The 18,111-nt window shown below is 68.7% G+C and carries 15 protein-coding genes; 8 read left to right on the forward strand and 7 right to left on the reverse strand.

Annotated elements, in window-relative coordinates; genetic code table 11:
• Positions 1 to 80: 80 nt before the first annotated feature.
• Positions 81 to 1,631 carry an acyl-CoA carboxylase subunit beta gene (locus tag ACMGFE_RS03190; RefSeq protein ID WP_436925143.1) on the reverse strand — a complete coding sequence of 517 codons (1,551 nt, stop codon included), beginning with the start codon at positions 1,629 to 1,631 and terminating at the stop codon, positions 81 to 83.
• Between the two features lie 165 nt (positions 1,632 to 1,796).
• Here ACMGFE_RS03190 and ACMGFE_RS03195 point away from each other — a divergent pair, with 165 nt between their 5' ends.
• The gene (locus tag ACMGFE_RS03195) at positions 1,797 to 2,423 is read left to right on the forward strand and encodes a uracil-DNA glycosylase family protein (protein WP_436923644.1); all 627 of its coding nucleotides are present in this window, start codon (positions 1,797 to 1,799) and stop codon (positions 2,421 to 2,423) included.
• Positions 2,424 to 2,464: 41 nt separating this feature from the next.
• On the opposite strand, the gene ACMGFE_RS03200 is transcribed toward ACMGFE_RS03195, so the two are convergent.
• On the reverse strand, positions 2,465 to 3,802 hold the full coding sequence (locus ACMGFE_RS03200; RefSeq protein ID WP_436923645.1) for a sodium-dependent transporter: 1,338 nt from the start codon (positions 3,800 to 3,802) through the stop codon (positions 2,465 to 2,467).
• An 82-nt stretch (positions 3,803 to 3,884) separates the two neighbouring features.
• Between ACMGFE_RS03200 and ACMGFE_RS03205 the strand changes: the two genes are divergently transcribed.
• The gene (locus ACMGFE_RS03205) at positions 3,885 to 4,514 is read left to right on the forward strand and encodes a hypothetical protein (RefSeq protein ID WP_436923646.1); all 630 of its coding nucleotides are present in this window, start codon (positions 3,885 to 3,887) and stop codon (positions 4,512 to 4,514) included.
• Between the two features lie 30 nt (positions 4,515 to 4,544).
• Here ACMGFE_RS03205 and ACMGFE_RS03210 read toward each other — a convergent pair whose 3' ends face one another.
• Positions 4,545 to 5,264 carry an SDR family oxidoreductase gene (locus tag ACMGFE_RS03210; RefSeq protein WP_436923647.1) on the reverse strand — a complete coding sequence of 240 codons (720 nt, stop codon included), beginning with the start codon at positions 5,262 to 5,264 and terminating at the stop codon, positions 4,545 to 4,547.
• Positions 5,265 to 5,762: 498 nt separating this feature from the next.
• Here ACMGFE_RS03210 and ACMGFE_RS03215 point away from each other — a divergent pair, with 498 nt between their 5' ends.
• Positions 5,763 to 6,416, forward strand: a complete 654-nt coding sequence (locus tag ACMGFE_RS03215) for a glycerophosphodiester phosphodiesterase (protein ID WP_436923648.1) — start codon at positions 5,763 to 5,765, stop codon at positions 6,414 to 6,416.
• Positions 6,417 to 7,001: 585 nt separating this feature from the next.
• On the opposite strand, the gene ACMGFE_RS03220 is transcribed toward ACMGFE_RS03215, so the two are convergent.
• Positions 7,002 to 7,742, reverse strand: coding sequence for a hypothetical protein (locus tag ACMGFE_RS03220; protein WP_436923649.1), 741 nt, complete (start codon positions 7,740 to 7,742; stop codon positions 7,002 to 7,004).
• Positions 7,732 to 9,270: a protein kinase domain-containing protein gene (locus tag ACMGFE_RS03225; RefSeq protein WP_436923650.1), complete on the reverse strand. Its 1,539-nt coding sequence runs from the start codon at positions 9,268 to 9,270 to the stop codon at positions 7,732 to 7,734. Before ACMGFE_RS03225 ends, ACMGFE_RS03220 begins: the two co-directional genes overlap by 11 nt.
• A 246-nt stretch (positions 9,271 to 9,516) precedes the next feature.
• On the opposite strand from ACMGFE_RS03225, the gene ACMGFE_RS03230 reads away from it, so the two are divergent.
• The 3 genes from ACMGFE_RS03230 to ACMGFE_RS03240 all read left to right on the forward strand — a co-directional run bounded on the left by ACMGFE_RS03230 (position 9,517) and on the right by ACMGFE_RS03240 (position 14,284).
• Positions 9,517 to 11,145, forward strand: a complete 1,629-nt coding sequence (locus ACMGFE_RS03230; RefSeq protein ID WP_436923651.1) for a DUF3604 domain-containing protein — start codon at positions 9,517 to 9,519, stop codon at positions 11,143 to 11,145.
• Positions 11,146 to 11,261: 116 nt separating this feature from the next.
• On the forward strand, positions 11,262 to 13,553 hold the full coding sequence (locus tag ACMGFE_RS03235; RefSeq protein WP_436923652.1) for a methyl-accepting chemotaxis protein: 2,292 nt from the start codon (positions 11,262 to 11,264) through the stop codon (positions 13,551 to 13,553).
• A 2-nt stretch (positions 13,554 to 13,555) separates the two neighbouring features.
• Positions 13,556 to 14,284, forward strand: a complete 729-nt coding sequence (locus ACMGFE_RS03240; RefSeq protein ID WP_436923653.1) for a bacteriorhodopsin — start codon at positions 13,556 to 13,558, stop codon at positions 14,282 to 14,284.
• 256 nt (positions 14,285 to 14,540) lie between these two features.
• On the opposite strand, the gene ACMGFE_RS03245 is transcribed toward ACMGFE_RS03240, so the two are convergent.
• Both ACMGFE_RS03245 and ACMGFE_RS03250 read right to left on the reverse strand, forming a co-directional pair.
• On the reverse strand, positions 14,541 to 15,512 hold the full coding sequence (locus ACMGFE_RS03245; protein ID WP_415382889.1) for a transcription initiation factor IIB: 972 nt from the start codon (positions 15,510 to 15,512) through the stop codon (positions 14,541 to 14,543).
• Between the two features lie 394 nt (positions 15,513 to 15,906).
• The gene (locus ACMGFE_RS03250; protein ID WP_436923654.1) at positions 15,907 to 16,368 is read right to left on the reverse strand and encodes a MaoC/PaaZ C-terminal domain-containing protein; all 462 of its coding nucleotides are present in this window, start codon (positions 16,366 to 16,368) and stop codon (positions 15,907 to 15,909) included.
• An 89-nt stretch (positions 16,369 to 16,457) separates the two neighbouring features.
• Here ACMGFE_RS03250 and ACMGFE_RS03255 point away from each other — a divergent pair, with 89 nt between their 5' ends.
• On the forward strand, positions 16,458 to 17,390 hold the full coding sequence (locus ACMGFE_RS03255; protein ID WP_436923655.1) for a 3-hydroxyacyl-CoA dehydrogenase family protein: 933 nt from the start codon (positions 16,458 to 16,460) through the stop codon (positions 17,388 to 17,390).
• The gene (locus ACMGFE_RS03260) at positions 17,387 to 18,037 is read left to right on the forward strand and encodes a DUF2391 domain-containing protein (protein ID WP_436923656.1); all 651 of its coding nucleotides are present in this window, start codon (positions 17,387 to 17,389) and stop codon (positions 18,035 to 18,037) included. The genes ACMGFE_RS03255 and ACMGFE_RS03260 overlap by 4 nt, the downstream gene beginning before the upstream one ends.
• Positions 18,038 to 18,111: the final 74 nt, after the last annotated feature.

Below are 18,111 nucleotides of genomic sequence, written 5' to 3' on the forward strand. Positions count from 1 at the left end.
GGGACCCTCCTGTCGGCTGATTCGGATCGAACGTTGACACAACTGTCCGCTATCAGCTGATAAAGGTATCGGACGTGACGTTACAGCGGGATGTTCCCGTGCTTTCGGTCGGGGTGGTCTTTCCGCTTGGTGTGCAGCGTTTCGAGGTCGCCGATGAGTCGGGCGCGGGTCTCGGGCGGTTCGAGCACGTCGTCGACGAAGCCGCGCTCGGCGGCGGTGTAGGGGTTGGCGAACGCGTCGCGGTACTCCTCGATGAGTTCCTGGCGCTTCTGTTCGACCTGTTCGGCCGCGTCGAGTTCGTCGTCGTAGAGGACGTTGACGGCGCCCTCGGGACCCATCACCGCGATCTCCGCGGTCGGCCAGGCGTAGTTGACGTCCGCGCCGACGTGCTTCGAGGACATCACGTCGTAGGCGCCGCCGTAGGCCTTCCGGGTGATGACGGTCATGAGTGGCACGGTGGCCTCGGAGTAGGCGTACAGCAGTTTCGCGCCGTGTTTGATGATGCCGCCTTTCTCCTGGTCCTTGCCGGGCATGAACCCGGGCACGTCCACGAACGTCAGCAGCGGAACGTTGAACGCGTCGCAAAAGCGGACGAAGCGCGACCCCTTCAGCGAGGAGTCGATGTCGAGCGTGCCCGCGTTGACCCGCGGCTGGTTGGCGACGATGCCGACGGGGCGGCCATCGAGGCGGGCGAAGCCGGTGAGGAGGTTTCGCGCGTAGCGCTCGGCCACCTCGAAGAACGAATCCTCGTCGACGACGCCGTCGATGACCTGGTGCATGTCGTAGGGCTTCTGTGGCGCCTGCGGCACGACCTCACGAAGTTCCTCGTCGGCGCGGTCGGGGTCGTCCCAGGGCTCGACGCGCGGCGGGTCCTCGGCGTTGTTGGCGGGGAGATACGAGAGGAGGTAGCGGATGTCGTCGAGTGCTTCCTCCTCGGCGGCGGGGGCGAAGTGCGCGACGCCCGAGTCGCCGGTGTGGGTGCCGGCGCCGCCGAGTTCGTCGAAGGAGACCTCCTCGCCGGTGACCGTCTCGATGACGTCCGGCCCGGTGATGAACATGTGGCTGGTCTCCTCGACCATGAAGATGAAGTCGGTGATAGCAGGGGAGTAGACCGCGCCGCCGGCGCAAGGGCCCATGATCGCGGAGATCTGCGGGACGACGCCCGAGGCCAGCTGGTTCCGGTGGAAGATGTCGGCGTAGCCCGCGAGCGCGTCGACGCCCTCCTGGATGCGCGCCCCCGCGGAGTCGTTGAGGCCGACGATGGGCGCGCCGGTCTCCATGGCCTTGTCCATGACCTTGCAGACCTTCTGGGCGAACGCCTCGCCGAGCGAACCGCCCATGACGGTGAAGTCGTGGGCGAAGACGAAGACGGTGCGACCGTCGACGTTCCCGTAGCCCGTGACGACGCCGTCGCCGGGGAACGACTGCTCGTCCATGTCGAAGTTGGTCGAGCGGTGCTCGCGGAGCTGGTCGATCTCGACGAAGGAGTCGTCGTCGAGGAAGTAGTCGATCCGCTCGCGGGCGGTCATCTTCCCCCGGTCGTGCTGGGCCTCGATGCGGTCCTCGCCGCCGCCCTTACGGGCGCGCTCCTTGCGCTCGCGCAGGTCCTCGATGTCCTCGTCGTGGGTCACGCCGTCCCACCTCTGGTCGGTGTGCACTGCTGCCGATCACGGGTCCCTGCGGTCATTGGGGGCACAATCGGCAGTCCGGGAGAAAAGCGTTTCCCGACGGAGCGAACTCGGGCTGGGGCGGTGAAAACCGGCGGAGTTTAGGCCGCCCCGCCACTCCAGCCTGACGTGAAGAACGTCACGGCCCGACAGTCGAACCCCTTCGGCTTCTCGCCGCCGTGTGAACCGTTCGTCGCCGGCTACGGCGACGCGAACGCGGACTTCCACGTCGTCGGCGACCACCCCGGCGTCCACGGCGGGGCCGAATCGGGCTACCCGTTCACGGAGTTCGCCGCCAGCGAGCGACTGCAGCGCGCCCTCACCGAGGGCGGCCTGCTGGCCGAGACGGGCGAACCGCCCGTCGTCGAGAAGACCTTCTTCTCGTACCTCTACCCGTGCGTGCCGGAGGGCGTTCCGAGCGAGCGCGACTACGCCGACCTGGAGAACATCTTCGACTCGGAGATCCGCGCGATCACCGCCCACGTCCTCCTGCCGGTCGGCGAGCGCGCGACCCGCCACGTCTTCGCAAACATGAGCGCTCGCCCGCCCCAAGACGTCGACATGGAGGCCCAGCACGCGACGGAGATCCCCGGCAGCGGCTGGCTCATCGTCCCCGTCAAAGATCCCGCCCAGTGGTCCGACGCCGACGAGGAGGCGCTGGTCGAGGCGCTCGTGGAACTCCGGCGGCGCGACTACGTCCGCCGGGCGGATCTCGGTCGATTCCTGCCAGACGACGACCCGTACATGGTGCGGTAGCGCGGGATTCAGCCGGCGGTCGATAGTCCCTGTTTTCGCTCCTACAGCGGCGGCACCGCGGCCGGGTCCGGTCCGAGGAAGAGGGTCTGGAACCCGAGCGCGAGCGTCCCGAGCACGCCGAAGACGACCACGACGCGGAGGGTCCACAGCCAGACCGGGCCGAGCGCGCCGATTCCGCCGGTCCCCTCCCGGAGTTCGTCGACCGCTTCCTCGCCGAGGACCCACCCGACGAACACGACGACCGCGAGCACCGACAGCGGCAGGAACAGCTGGTAGGCGAGGTCGTCGAACCACGTCAGCCAGGCCGTGTCCCACGCCGACGGGAGTCCGAGCGCGAACAGTCCGAGCCCGGTCGCCACCGCGAGGGTCGGGCGCGAGTAGCTCGTGCTGTCGACCGCGTAGGCGACGACGACCTCCATGAGGCTGATCGCCGAGGACAGCGCCGCGATGAGGACGACGCCGAAGAAGACGACGCCGAGCACCCGCCCGAGCGGTAGCTCCGCGAAGCCCTGGGCGATGGCGACGAACAGCGCCGACGGGCCGCTGGTGTCCGGACTGACGTCGTTGGCGAAGAGGATCGGGAAGACGACGAGGCCCGCGAGGATGCCGACCAGCGTGTTCGTGACGACGATGACGCCGCCGTCGACGGACAGGCTGTCGTCCTCCCCGATGTACGAGGAGTAGGTGATCATGATCGCCATCCCCAGCGAGAGCGTGAAGAAGGCCTGCCCGACGGCGAAGGGGATGACCGTTCCGGCGTTGTCGAGCATCGCCCCGAAGTCCGGGGACAGGAAGTAAGCGTAGGCCTCCCCGACGCCGGGGAGCGTCGCCGCCCAGGCCGCGAGGACGACCATCAGGACGGCGATCGAGGGGACCATCACTTTCGTGGCGCGTTCGATACCGTCCTCGATCCCGAACGCGACGATGCTGACGGCGATGGCGAGGAAGAGGGCCTGGGCGAGGACCGCTTCGGGGCCGGCGGAGACCGCGCCGAAGTACTCGCCCGGGGCGTCGAAGTACGCGCCCGTCGCGCTGCCGAGGATGTACCGGAGGACCCACCCGCCGACCACGTCGTAGTACGAGAGGATCCAGAAGCCGGTGGCGACGGCGAGGCCGCCGACGATCCGCCAGTTCCGGTGTCCAAGTTCGGCGAACGCGTCGATGGCGTTGACGTGCGTCCGCCGGCCGATCACGAACTCTGCGAGCAGTGCGGGGAAGCCGACTAGCGTGACCGCGATCAGGTAGAAGACGACGAACGCCGCGCCGCCGTTCGCGGCCGTCTTGAACGGGAACTGCCAGAGGTTCCCGAGGCCGACTGCGCTCCCGATAGCGGCGACCAGAAAGCCGACCCGCGTCGCCCACGTCTCTCGTTCGACCATCTCTATCGATGCTCGGCCGTTGTCGTTCAAAATAGCTCCGACCGCAGACGCTAAGTCGTGTCCGAGCGACAGGAGAGACGGTATGCCCTCCCTGCTGGAACGACTGCTCGGCGACGGGTCGACCGAAGAAGGCGTCGACCTCGAACGGCGCGAAGACGACGCCCACGAGGCGTTACAGAACCGGATCACGCCCGAGACGTACGGCATCGACGACTGCGCGGTGACCGGCGTCGCGGTCGTCAACGAAGGCCCCGACGAGGAGCCGATCACGGTCCCGATCGCTCGCTTCTCGCTGGGCGAAGACGTCGAATCACCGGACTACGACTTCGTCTGGGAACTGGCGAGCGAGGCGATCCGCGCGATGCAGCCCGCCTTCGAGGGGGTGTTCGTCCGCCACTACGACGTGCAGTTCACCTTCGATGGAGATGGCCTGTTCGAGGCCGAGGAGTGTCGGCGGATCGCCGTCACGCCGGCACTGGCCGACCGCCTCGTCACCGAGACGGGCTTCGGCGTCGCCGATTTCAAGTCGGCGATGCTGGAAGCCGACGACATCGACGACCAGATCGCGCCGGTCGCGTGGAGCGAGTGCGTGGACTACAGCAGGAACGACGACGCGGCGGTGGTGACGGGATCGGCGGCCGCGATGGCCGGCGCGAGCGCCGCCGGTGCGAGCTGTGCAGGTGCCGGCGCCGGCGGTGCGGGCGGCTGTTGAGCGGGCGCCGGAGCGGCCGATCGGGACCGCTCAGGCCTCGCCGTAGACCGGCACGGCCGCGCCGCTGGTGACCGAGGCGGCGTCCGAACAGAGATACAGGATCGTCTCGGCGATGTCCGAGGGGTCGACCCACTTGTCGTGGTCCGAGTCCGGCATCATCTCGCGGTTCATCGGCGTGTCGATGACGCTCGGCATCACCGCGTTTGCCCGCACGTCGCCCAGGTTCTCCTCGGCGACGGTCTCCGTGAGGATCCTGACGCCGGCCTTCGAGGCGCGGTAGATGCCGTCGCCCTCGCCGCCCTCTAGCGACGAGCGCGCGGAGACGCTGACGATGGCGCCCTGGCCCGTTGCGTCGGACTCGCGGAGGTGAGGAATCGCGTGCTTCGAGGCGAGGAACATCGTCTTGAGGTTGACGTCCATCAGGAAGTCGAAGGTGTCGGCCTCGGTCTCGTCGATGGGCGTCCCGCCGCGCCAGGTGCCGGCGATGTTCGCCAGCGCGTCCAGGCCGCCGTGGTCGTCGACGACGGACTCTATCGTCTCGGCCACGTCGTCCTCGTCGGTGAAGTCGCCCTGGTAGAAGTCGACGCGGTCGGTGTCGAGTTCGAAGTCCTCGTTGTCGGGGCCGATGAGGTCGGCGCCGCAGACTGTCGCGCCCGCCTCGGCGAAAGCGTCGCAGACGGCACTGCCGAGCGTCCCCCCGGCGCCGGTCACGAGCACCACGCTGTCTCCGAAGTCGAAGTCGGCTGACATGGTCGTGGGTTGGAGCGGCTATCGGTTAAAGGTAGGTCGGTGGAGGTGGGCGTTCAGTACTGGCGATACCGTGTACACCCGCCGTGGCGCGCGCTGTCGCGCGTTTCATCGCGCGACAGCATCGTGCGAGGGACGAGGAGCGCAGGAGCGTAGCGACGAGCACCGCAGGAGGCTGGGGAGGCGTGAGGCTCACGACTTTCCGGCCAGCCGGCATTCACAGCCCACCTCGATAAAAAATCCCTGGCGGACTGAAAGGGCGAGGCGCGCTCGCGACGAAGTGCAGTCGCCTGAGCGGGCACTATCCGAACGAAGTGAGGATATCCCGCTCAGCGACCGCGAGCGGCCGAGGGCTTTCAACTCTCACTGTCGGCTGCGGTCGCACCCGTTCGATTTCGTTCCACGAATCACAATAAAGAGATCACTACTCAGTTCGCACAGAGATTGAACACCGCCCTCGTGGCGCCAACTACTATCGGTCCTCGGGTCGAACACGCTTCCGTGAACTGCATCGCTCACCGCGGCTTCTGCGGCGTCAATCCCGAGAACACCGTCCCCGCAGTCGAGGACGCGGCCTCGCGCGCGGACGCCGTCGAGGTGGACGTGCGAATCTGCGGCTCCGGCGAACTCGTCGTCTGCCACGACGAGACGGTCGACCGGACCACCGACGGGAGCGGTCCAGTGAGCGCGCATACCGCCGCGGAACTCGCCGCACTGTCTGTCGAGGGTTCTGGGGCCGGGGTACCGACCTTCGAGGAAGTCGTCGAAGTGATTCCCGACGACGTGACCCTCCACGCCGAACTGAAAGAGCGCGGGACCGGCGAGGGCGTCGAGCGGCTGGTCGACGGGGCGGGCTGCGAGACCGTCGTCTCGTCGTTCGATCCCGAGGCCGTCTCCGAGGTCGAGCGGCTTCCCACTGCGTTGGCAGTCTGGGAGGCTGAGGGGGCCGTCGAGCGCGCGACGGAACTGGGATGTTCGTTCCTGCACGCGAACCTCGACGCCTGTACGCCGCCGCTGGTCGAGCGAGCGCACGATGCGGGGTTAGGCGTCAACGGGTGGACGGTACGGGAGTCCGGGGAGACTGATAGGCTTCGCGACGCCGGCGTCGACGGCGTGATGACCGACTTTCCGGAGTACTGCCCGTCCGCCGATTGATCCCTATCGGAACGTCTGGCTGTTCGCCGGTCAGCGGCTGTCGTCGTGATCGTACTCGGATTTATGTCCCACGTAGTTTGATTGAGTACTCAATCAATCTCGTAGGTTCTCGAATACCCGCTCAGAGTGGCTCGGACCGCGGGTGACGGCCAGTGATGAAAGCCCTCGGCCCGCTCGCTAGCAGTCACCAACGCCGAGGTCGACAGCAAGCGACGAAAGCCCTCGGCCCGCTCGCTAGCAGTCACCAACGCCGAAGTCGACAGCAAGCGACGAAAGCCCTCGGCCCGCTCGCTAGCAGTCACCAACGCCGAAGTCGACAGCAAGCGACGAAAGCCCTCGGCCCGCTCGCGGGTGCTGTTGGGGATATCCTCGCTGCGCTCGGATAGGGCCCGCGCACCACCCGCGAGCGAGCCTCGCCCTTTCAGTCCACCAGGAAGACCGCAACACCACCGCGCCTCACGCCTCCCCAACCGACTGCGCTTCTCGCTCACTGCGTTCGCTGCGATGCTCGCCCCTCGCACGGTGTTGTCGCGCCACGAGAGGCGCGACAGCGCGCGCCACAGCAGTCGGCTGTTCAGTTGCTCGTCACAGACTCGCGAGGTTCTGCCGGAGTTTGATGGTCGCGGTCATGAGGGCGGTGGCGGTCATGATGACGAAGACGATCTGGACGTGCATGACGACGACGCGGTCGAGGCCGGCGACGGTCGCCAGGTCGACGGCGGGGACGAGCGTCGCGAAGGCCATGACGGGCAGCAGGTGGCGGAGCAACGAGTCGATCATCGTCCCCTGGACCATCGCCGCAGCGGTCTGCCGGCGACCGAACCAGAAGCCGTAGCCGGCGAACGCGAGCGCGCCGAGGCCCTGGAGGGCGAGGAGCGGGCGGACGACGCCGGCGACGGCGACGCCGAACACGACGGTTGCGACGACGCCGACGAAGGCGACTTCAAGCAGGCGGCGACCGGCGAACCCGTTCGACCGGTCCTCGGCGCCGGTCGAGAGCGCGGCGTTGAAGTAGATCTCGCGGACGGAGAGGGCGAGCAGGAGGACGACGGCGAGCATGACGCCGTTCTTGTAGGGCGTGCGGATCGAGGAGACGATCTCGAGGATGCCGACGGCGCCGTAGAGGGCGGCGACGACGCCGACGTAAAGCAGGTACTCCCAGAGGACGCGCTGGGCGTCCATGCCGGTCGCGCGGATGTTGAGGTATGCGTAGGCGCCGAAGCGCGCGGCGATGACCGTGAGGAGGACGAGGCCGACGAAGGCGATGAACGTCAGGTTCGGGTTGTCTGCCACGAGGTGCAGACCGAAGGTCAGGTCACCCGCCATCGGTGTCGATCCCCTCCAGTTCCCGACGGAAGTGCGTGACCGTTTCGTACCGCGTGAGCTTCCGGGTCGCCATCGCCTTCCGGACGACCCTGTCGAGGCCGGCCGGCAACCCGGGGGCGGCCTCGCTCGGGACCGGCGTCCGGTCCGAGAGGACGCCGGTCCTGACCTCCTCGGGGCGACCGAGGAACGGAGCCTCGCCGGTGGCGAGGCGATAGAGGAGCGCGCCGAGGGCGTACACGTCGGTCGCGTGGTCGACGCGGCCGAAGCGGCCGTCGAAGTGCTCGGGCGCGGCGAACCGCGGGTCGAGGACGTCCGCGAGCCCCAGGTAGTCCGCGTAGACGCGGGCGAGACCGAACGCGGTCACCCGCGGTCGCTGCTGCCGCGAGGCCGTCAGCGTCGCGCCCGGGTACCGGACGGTCTCCGGGTCGAGCGCCCCGTGGACGACGCCGTGCTGGTGGGCGTGAGCGACGGCTTCGGCCACGTCGACGGCGTTCGCGACCGCCTCGTCCGGCGCGAGGGCGTCGCGTTCGGCCAGCGACGACTCGGTGTATTCGAGCGCGGCCCACGGCCGCGGGCGGAGGGCCCAGTCGTGGACGGTCAGGACCGAATCGTGGTCGTCCACGCCCGCCCACGACCCTATCGCGTTCCGGAGCGACCGGGCGAACGCCGTCCCGTCCCCGTCGGGAACGCGGAACACGGTCACCGCGAGCGCGGTCTCCGCGTCGTCGACGGTCCCGACGGCGCGATACCGGTCGCCGAAGCGTTCGCGCCGGCGCTCGGTGAGCACGGTCAGGTCGTCGAAGCGACTCCGGTCGATGACGGCCGACAGTCGCTTCTCGACGAGCGACAGCGCCCCGCGGGTCAGGTCCTGTCCGTCGCCGCGTTCGTCGGCGTCGTCGCCGCGCTCGTCAGTCTCGTCGTCACTGTCGTCGGCGTCACCCTCGCCAGTCTCGTCGCTGCCCTCGTCGGCGTCTTCCGCGTTGACCCCTTCTTCCGCGCCCTGACCGCCCGTCTGCTCGTCGGCGCGCCGGTCGGGCGCGTCTCCGGTCGAGCGGTCGGTGTACACTTGCCGAGGATCCGAACCGGTGTCGCCGCCGGCCAGTCTGGTTCGGCCGACGCCGCGGTCGCCCGGGGACGCCCGGAGGTACTCGTTGCGGGCGAAGCCGGCGCCGGACTGGTAGAGGTACTGTCGCGCCCGGAGCTCCGCCTCGTCCGCGAGGTCGGTCACGACCTCGTCGACCGCCCTCGGGTCGCGTGCGGCGAGGTAGTCGAGGGCGTGCGGGACTTCGACCGGCGGGTCGCCGTCCAGGCGGTCCACCAGCCGCCTGACGATCGGCTCCAGCAGGTCGGGCGAGGACTCGGCGACGAGACAGATCGCGAGCGCGGCGCGAAGCCGCCGCGTTCGGTCCGCGGCGTCGAGCGATCCCAGCAGGTACGGGAGCCGGTCTGGCCCGCGCTCGGGGTCGGCCACGACCGCCAGCAACGGGTCGGGGTCGTCCCCGTCGGCCGCGTCTCTGTCCGCTGTCATCGTTGTCGGTGGTCTCGCCGTCGTTCGGCGCGACGTCTCTCGGATATGTTACGATACCCGGTAATGATTGTTTGGGTCGGACCCGCGGGTGAGTGCGGTCGATCCCGCCGCGTCCGCCGGGACCCTTATCCCGCCGCCGCCGCACCTCCGTGGTATGTCCGTCCAGACTCGCGCCCGGCCGGATCGATCGGTCCGGCAGGGCACACGCGGCGGTTCCCCGCGGGTCGGCAACCGGCGGTGGTCCCGATGCTGACGAAAGCCATCGAGTCGGTGAAGGTGTTCGCCGAGAACACCCCCACCCTCGCGGACCTCGCTCGCGGCCGTCGCCGCCGGTTCGACGACGTCCAGTGCGTCCTCCCCTCCCGCGTCGTCGTCGGCGAGTCGCTGTCGGCGACGGTGTCGGTGTGGGACGAGTACCTCCGCTTGCTGCCCGAGTTCGACGGCGCGTTCGCCGTCGAGAGCACCGACACCGAGGCGATCCACCCCGACCGGCTCGACTTCTCCCTCACCGACGAGGCCGTCGCCGAACAGGAGGGGATCGCCTTCGAGACGCCCGGCGTGCAGTACCTCGTCCTCACCGGCGAGGAGGGCCGGCGCTTCGTCAGCAACCCGGTGCAGGTGTTCGAATCCGAGCCCGCGTACCGCCTGTACTGGGGCGACATCCACCTGCACTCGCAGTTCTCCGACGGCGCGGGGTCGATGAGCAAGGGCTTCGAGTTCGGCCGCGACGTGATGGATCTCGACGTGGTGGCCTACACCGACCACGACACGATGGGCTTTTTCATCCCGCCAAAACTCCAGCGCCGGCGGATGCACGGGGGGTACTTCGAGGACATGAAGACCGTCACGAAGCACTTCCACGACCCCGGCGAGTTCGTGACGCTGTTCGGCTACGAGTGGACGAAACAGCCGAACATGGGCGGCCACATCAACGTCTACTTCGACGGTGTCGACGACGCCGAACTGTTCGACTCGCTCGACACCGACACGAATCGCTACGAGAAGCTCTTCCGCCGCCTGCAGGCGTGGCGAGAGGAGAGCGACGGGGACGCCCTCGCCATCCCGCACCACCCCGCGGAAGCGATGTACCCCTTCGACTTCTCGAACGTGGACTACGACGACGACGTCGCGCCGCTCGTCGAGGTGTACTCCCAGTGGGGCTCCAGCGAGATGCCGGGCGACGAGGGCAACCCCAAGCCCGTCCAGATGGGTCAGGGCGAGATGGGCGACCCCGGCCACTACGTCCAGGACGCCCACGAACTCGGCTACCGCGTCGGCATGATGGGGTCGTCTGACTTCCACGCGCCCCGCCCGGGTCGGTCGCACATTCACCTGCCGCCGCATCTCCCCTCGCTCTCGGACATCTGGGAAGACGGCGTCGGCTGGGGTCACATCTGGCGCATCTGGGAAGAGGGGAGCTACCCCGGCGGGCTGACCGGGTTCTACGCCCCGAACCTCTCCCGCGAGAACGTCTTCGAGAGCCTGCGCTCGCGGCGCGTCTACGCGACCAGCCAGCCCAACCGGACCATCGTCGAGTTCGCCGTCGACGGGGTGGCGGTCGGCGAGAACGACAGCACCGTGACCGCCGACGGCGACCGCACGGTCGAGTGGCTGGTGGCCGGCACCGCACCGGTCGAGCGCGTCACCGTCGTCAAGAACAACGAGGACTGGCACGTCGCCGGCGGGACGCCCGACGAGTCGGCGGACCTCGACGCCTTCACGCAGACGGGCGAGATCGTCGACGACGACCCGGTCAGCGGGATGGCCTGGGACGATCAGCGCGGTAGCGACGCGGACGTCTACTACCTGCGAGTCGAGCAGGCCGACGGCGAGATGGCGTGGGCCGGTCCCGTGTGGGCCGAACCCGAGGCCTGAGTCGGGGTCGAGAGCGCCTCGTTGGGTACGAGCGCAGGGCCTGGCCGCCGTCGCGGCTATCAGCCCTGAGAATCGCGCACGAACGCTTTACAGGGAGTATTCCTCTGTACCGCACGATGACATCCGATGCACCTTCTCTCTTGCCCGGGGTAATCAGGCGGTCGTACGCCGCTCGCCTCGGGGTAGCACTCGCGGTCGCGGTGGTGGTGATGGTCGGGTTCGGGGCCGTCATCAGCACCCAGGCCTCTGCGACGCTGCAAGACGACGTGAAAGGGGACCTGCAGACGCTCTCGGAGACGCGGACCGGCGAACTCGACTCGTGGCTCGGGAGCGTCGAGCGCGAAGCCGTCCTCACCGCCAAACTGGAGACGATGCGCTCGGGCGACGGCGACGCCATCGATCGAGAACTCTCCGCGATCCTCGAATCGGGCTCCGTTCCGCCGGACGTCGTGGCGATCCACTATCTCGATACCGAGTCGATGATCTTCACCGAGAGCACCTCCGAGGACCTCGAAGGGGTGAGCCCGGCCGAACAGGGCGCGCCCTTCGCGACCGACCCGCCGACGTTCGACGGGCCGAACGACGCGTACGTCTCGGAGCCGTTCGAGGTGTCTGCGGTCGATCACCCGATCGTCGCCGTCGTGACGCCGGTGCCCGGCGCCGAGAACCGTGCGCTCGTCTTCATGACCGACATCGCGGCCCGCTCGGAAGCGCTCGCCGACGCCAACGCCGACACGTCGACCGTCGTGGTGAACGCGGCCGGCGACTACGTCGCCCACCCGAACGCGAGCAAGATACTCACCGCCCACGACGGGGCCGGGATGGACCCCTCGATGATGGAACCCGGCCAGGCGACGTTCACGGACAACGGGGAGATGCTCATGGCGAGCACGCGCATGGAGACCAAAGACTGGGTCGTGATGATCCACTCGGCGAAGTCGACGGCCTACGCGCTCGGGACGCAGATCAACTCCGACCTCGTCGGCATCGTCCTGCTGGCGATCATCAACCTCGGTCTCGTCGGCGTGACCATCGGGAGCAACACGATCATCTCCCTGCGTCGCGTGTCTGGGCGGGCCCAGGCGATGGCCGACGGCGACCTCGGGGTCGACCTCGCGACGACAAGGGAAGACGAGATCGGGACGCTGTATCGGTCGTTCCAGGACATGCGCGACTCGATCCGCGAGAAGGTGGCCGAGGCCGAATCGGCCCGTTCGGAGGCCGAGGACGCCCGCCAGCGCGCCGAACGGGAGGCCGCCGAGATGGAGTCGATGACGACGCACCTGGAGGCCAAGGCCACGGAGTACGGCGACGTCCTCGCGGCCGTGGCGGACGGCGACCTCACGCGCAGGGCGGACCCCGAGAGCGACAACGGGTCGATGCAGTCGGTCGGCCGGAGCATCAACGAGGCGCTCGACGCGCTCGAAGAGACGATCGCGCGGATGAAGTCCTTCGCCGGGGACGTCTCGGCGGCCAGTGACCAGGTCGGCGACAACGCCGAGCGGGTCGACCGGGCGAGCGAACAGGTGACCGACTCCATCTCGGAGATCTTCGACGGCACCACGGAGCAGTCGAACCGCCTGGAGAACGCGGCCGGGGAGATGGAGAACCTCTCCGCGACGGCCCAGCAGGTCGCCTCCTCGGCCCAGGAGGTCGCGACGACCTCCCAGCAGGCCGCGGAGGTCGGCGAAGACGGTCGCGAGGCCGCCCAGCGCGCCATCGCGGAGATGGGCGCCATCGAGGGGGAGACCGAGGAGACGGTCACGGCGATCACCGATCTGGACGACGAACTCGACGAGATCGGCCAGATCGTGAGCGTCATCACGGAGATCGTCGAGCAGACGAACATGCTGGCGCTCAACGCCTCGATCGAGGCGGCCCACGCGGACGGCGACGGCGCCGGCTTCGCGGTCGTCGCCGACGAGATCAAGGGGCTGGCCGAGGAGACCAAGGAGGCCGCCGGCGACATCGAGGACCGGATCGACGGGATCCAGTCGCAGGCGAACGAGACGGTCGACCGGATGGAATCGACCAGCGAGCGCGTCACCGACGGCGTCTCCACCGTCGAGGAGGCCGTCGACGCCCTGGAGACCATCGTCGAGTACACCGAGGAGGTCGACACGGGCATCCAGGAGATCGACGACGCGACCGAGGAGCAGGCCCGCACCGCCCAGGAAGTCATGGGGACCATCGACGACCTGACGGCGATCAGTCAGCAGACCGCGACGGAGGCCGACACGGTGGCCGGGGCCGCCGACGACCAGTCCCGGTCGATCGACGAGGTCGCGACCTCGGCGCGGGACCTGCGCGAGCGGGCGGAGGAACTGGAGACTGCACTGTCGCGCTTCGAGACGCGAACGGGCGTCGAGGGCGCGGAATCGGCGACGACCGCGGCGACGGACGACTGACAATGCTCGGACTCACAACCTGGTTCACCATCGGCACGCTCGGAATGCTCGTCGGGACGGCCATGCTGGCCTACGGACTGACCCTCGTCCCGACGGAACGACGACGACAGCTCGGCCTCGCGGCGGTCGTGCCCGCGATCGCCGCGGTCGCCTACGGCCTCATGGCCCTCGGATTCGGCGGCCTGACCACCGCTGACGGTGCGACCGTCTTCGTCCCGCGGTACGTCGACTGGCTGCTCACCACCCCGATCCACGTCGCCATCATCGCGCTCGTCGTGGGCGCGTCGACCGGACTGATAGCCCGCCTGGCGACGCTCCAGGCGCTGACGATCGTCTTCGGGTTCGTCGGCGCGACGCTCGGTTCGCCGCTGAACTGGGCGCTGTACCTGGTCGGGAGCGCCTGCTTCGCGGGCGTCGTCTACCTCCTCTTCACCGACTGCGAGGCGCTCGCCGGCGACAGCGCCGACGACGTGGCCTCGCTCTTCCGGAAGCTGCGCTCGTTCGTCGTCGTCCTGTGGCTGATCTACCCGGTCATCTGGCTGCTCGCGCCGCCGGGCGTCGGGGCCATGGACACCGAGACCACGGCGCTCGTCGTCACCTACATCGACGTGGTGGCGAAGGTCGGGTTCGGCCTCATCGTCATCAACGACTTCGCGAGCATGGCCGCGGCCAGCGACGACGTCGCCGACGTGGACGCGTCGATCGGCGACGGCCCGAACGCCGCGGACTGACTCCCGGACCGTTCTCTCGCTTCTCGAACCGACTCGACAGCGACGGCGGTCGTCGACAGAGACGGCCGTTGTCGACAGAGACGGCCGTTGTCGACAGAGACGGCCGTTGTCGACAGAGACGGCCGTCGTCGACAGAGACGGCCGTCGTCGACGGCGAGAGCCGCCGCTCACCAGTCGGTGCGCGAAAAATGGAGTCGACGGCACCGGGCCGTCGGAGTCGGACGAACTGGGCCGGACGCCGGACAGCCGGCGCCGGTCAGTGGATGCCCATCGCTTCGATCTGCTCTTGATACCGGTTCCGGATGGTGACCTCGGTCACCTGTGCCACGTCGGCGACCTCGCGCTGGGTCTTCTTCTCGTTACACAGCAGGGAGGCGGCGTAGATGGCCGCGGCGGCGTAGCCGGTGGGGGACTTGCCCGAGAGCAGGCCCTTCTCGGCGGTGACGTCGATGATCTCGTTGGCCTTCGCCTGGACCTCCTCGCTGAGTTCGAGCTCGGAGACGAACCGGGGGACGTACTGCTTGGGGTCGACCGGCTCCATCTTCAGGCTGAGTTCCTGGGCGACGTAGCGATACGTACGCCCGATCTCTTTCTGTTCGACCCGCGAGACCTCCGAGACCTCTTCGAGGCTGCGCGGGATGTCCTCCTGCCGGCAGGCGGCGTACAGACAGGCGGTGGCGACGCCCTCGATGGACCGGCCGCGGATGAGGTCCTCGTCGAGCGCGCGGCGGTAGATGACCGACGCGACCTCACGTACCGAGCGCGGGACGCCCAGCGCGGAGGCCATCCGGTCGATCTCCGACAGCGCGAACTGGAGGTTGCGCTCGCCGGCGTCTTTCGTTCGAATCCGTTCCTGCCACTTTCGCAGGCGGTGCATCTGGCTCCGCTTCTCCGAGGACAGCGACCGCCCGTAGGCGTCCTTGTCCTTCCAGTCGATCTGGGTCGTCAGCCCTTTGTCGTGCATCGTCTGGGTGGTCGGCGCGCCCACCCGCGATTTCTCCTGTCGTTCGCTGTGGTTGAACGCTCGCCACTCGGGGCCGCGGTCGATGTTGCCCTCGTCGATGATGAGGCCGCAGTCCTCGCAGACTACCTCGCCGCCGTCCGCGCTCGTGACGAGCGCGGACGACTCGCATTCGGGGCACTCCTGATTTTCGGCCTGTTCGTCCGCTGTTTCCTCCTCTTTCTCCTGGGACTCCACGCGCTCGCGCTGGCGGCTCGGCCGTTCCATTGTTCTTATATAGACAAATTTTGGGGACACATAAACCCTTCGCCCGACTTCCGTCGCATGTCAGACGACACATCGGCCGCAAGCGCACATATTCGGTGCATCGTCGGTCGAATGCGGCGGATTCCCGGGTACGGTTCGACAGCGGACATCCGTCTGACATGCGGATGACGACGACGTTCCCCCCGGAGGGCGGCCGGTTCGTATTGCCCGCCCGATAGGACGGTTGCGCGCAGTGGCCGGTCGGGCGGCGGTTCGCAGCGGCCGATCGGACGACGGCACGCAGCGGCCGATCGGACGACGGCATGTAGCGGCCGATCGGACGACGGCGTGTAGCGGCGTCGATCGTCGCCCGTGAAAGGGCGCACGCAGACTCGCCAACTCCCTCGCGTCGGCATTATTCGCGGCGTTTCACGAGGAACTTCATGTCGCCGGCGAACACCTCTTGATCGTCCTGGTTCGTCATCGAACTGTCGATGACGACGAGGCCGGCGTCGTCGCGGCTCGAGAGTTCCCGGGCCTCGGTCACCTCGAACTCGGCGGAGACGGTGTCGCCGGTGTAGACCGGCGCCGGGATGTCCATGTAGTTCATCCCGAGGAAGGCCACGACGCGGCGTTCGAGGAAGCCACAGCGGTAGACGAAGCCCGTCGCCAGGATAAACGTCATCGGTCCTTGCGCGATGCGCTCGCCGAACGGACCGTCCGCGGCGTACTCCGCGTTCGTGTGCAACTCCGTCCAGTCGCCGGTGAACGCCGAGTGCATGACGAAGTCCGTCTCGGTGACCGTACGACCGACGCTCTCGAATGTCTGGCCCGCTTCGAACTCCTCGAAGTACTGGGGCTCGTAACTATACGGCATACGATACCTGTTAGCACGCCGATCGCTTAACAGTCCAGGCCCGATCCGGGGCAACAACGCTTAATCGGGTCCGCACTCGCATGGGAAGTATGGACGTTGCCGTACTGGGCGCGGGCGCGACGGGTCGGGGTATCGCGCAGTGCTGTGCCGCCGCTGGGCACGGCGTGACCCTCCACGACGACGACGCGAACGTCGTCATGGACGGGATCGACGCGGTCGAGGCCGGCCTGGACGACGCCGTCGCCGCCGGCACCCTCGACGCAGACGCCCGCGACGACGCGGTCGAGCGCATCGAAGCCACGACGGGACTGGACGGTGCCGTCGCCGACGCGGACCTCGTCGTCGAGGCGACGGAGGCCGACCGCGCGGCCCGGCGGGACCTCTTCGCCGACGTCGAGGAGCGCGTGGGCGAGGAGACCCTCATCGCGACCAGCGGCGCCGCGGTGTCGGTCACGGCCGTCGCCGCGGGACTCAGGAACCCCGGTCGGGCGGTCGGGCTGCACTTCGTCGACCCGCCCGAGGCCCCGCTGGTCGAGGTCGTCGTCGCCGAACAGACGGCCGAACCCACGCGCGAGGCGGCGGTCTCCTTCGTCGACGGACTCGGCCGCGAGGCCGTCGTCGTCCGGGACACGCCGGGCTTCGCGGCGACGCGGCTGGGCCTCGCGCTCGCCGTCGAGGCGATGCAGATGATCGACGAGCGGGCCGCCGGCGTCGAGGCGGTCGACCGCGCGATGACGGTGGGACACGACCACCCCGTCGGGCCGCTCGCCGCCGCGGACGAGCGGGGGCTGGACGTGACGCTCGACGCGCTCGAACACCTCGCCGAGTCCCTCGGCGATCGGTTCACGCCGCCGCCGGTGCTACGGGAGAAGGTCGCCGCGGGGAACCTGGGTCGCAAGACCGGCGAGGGGTTCTACGTCTGGGAGGGCGGCGAGCCGGTCGAACCCGCCGACCCCGACCCGCGGCCGGACCTGCGCACCGAGAGCCCGGTCGACCCGGACGACGACGCCGACGGCGGATGAACCGTCGGGACGGGCGCGGACCGGGCGGGGACGCCGACGCCGACGACGAATGGTACGGGGAAGGCGAGTACCCGGACGACGTAGACTGGGAAGGGGACGCCGACGCGGAGACTCCGGACATGGGCGACCTGTTCGACGAACTCGCCGAGCTGGAGGAGACGGTCGACGGCCACGAGGAGCGCGAACAGGTCCGTGAGACCATGCGGATGATGCGGGACGTGCAGGAGCCCGCGGTGTTCGGTCGCATCGTCTTCGGGTTCGACCGTAGCGACGCGGCCGAGGCGCTGCTGGGCTCGCTCCTGTTCGGGATCCCGATGTTCGTCGAGGGCGGCACCCGGGAGGTCGGCGAGTTCATCGCGGCCCGGCCGGCCTTTTTCGTCCTGACCAACGCGCTCACCGTCGCGCTCGTGATCGGAATCCTCTACGTCGCGGACTTCCAGGACGTTCGAGTCCACAACCCCATCCTGGGCGTCCTCCCGCGGAAGTTCCTCGGTGTGCTCACCATCCCGCTGCTCACCGCGCTCGTCGTGATGACAGCCTGGGGGCGCGTCACCTGGGCAGAGCCCTGGTTCGCGATTTGCCAGGTCAGCGTCGCGCTCGTGCCGATGGCGATCGGGTCCGCCCTCGGCGACCTGCTGCCGGGGTGAGCCGCGTCAGGCTGTCCGCGCTCGGCGACCTTCTGCCGGGGTGCGGCCGCGGCCGGACTGTCAGCCCGGGTCGC

Origin of the sequence: Halosimplex amylolyticum (assembly GCF_051414035.1) — an archaeon.
GTDB classification, from domain to species: domain Archaea; phylum Halobacteriota; class Halobacteria; order Halobacteriales; family Haloarculaceae; genus Halosimplex; species Halosimplex amylolyticum.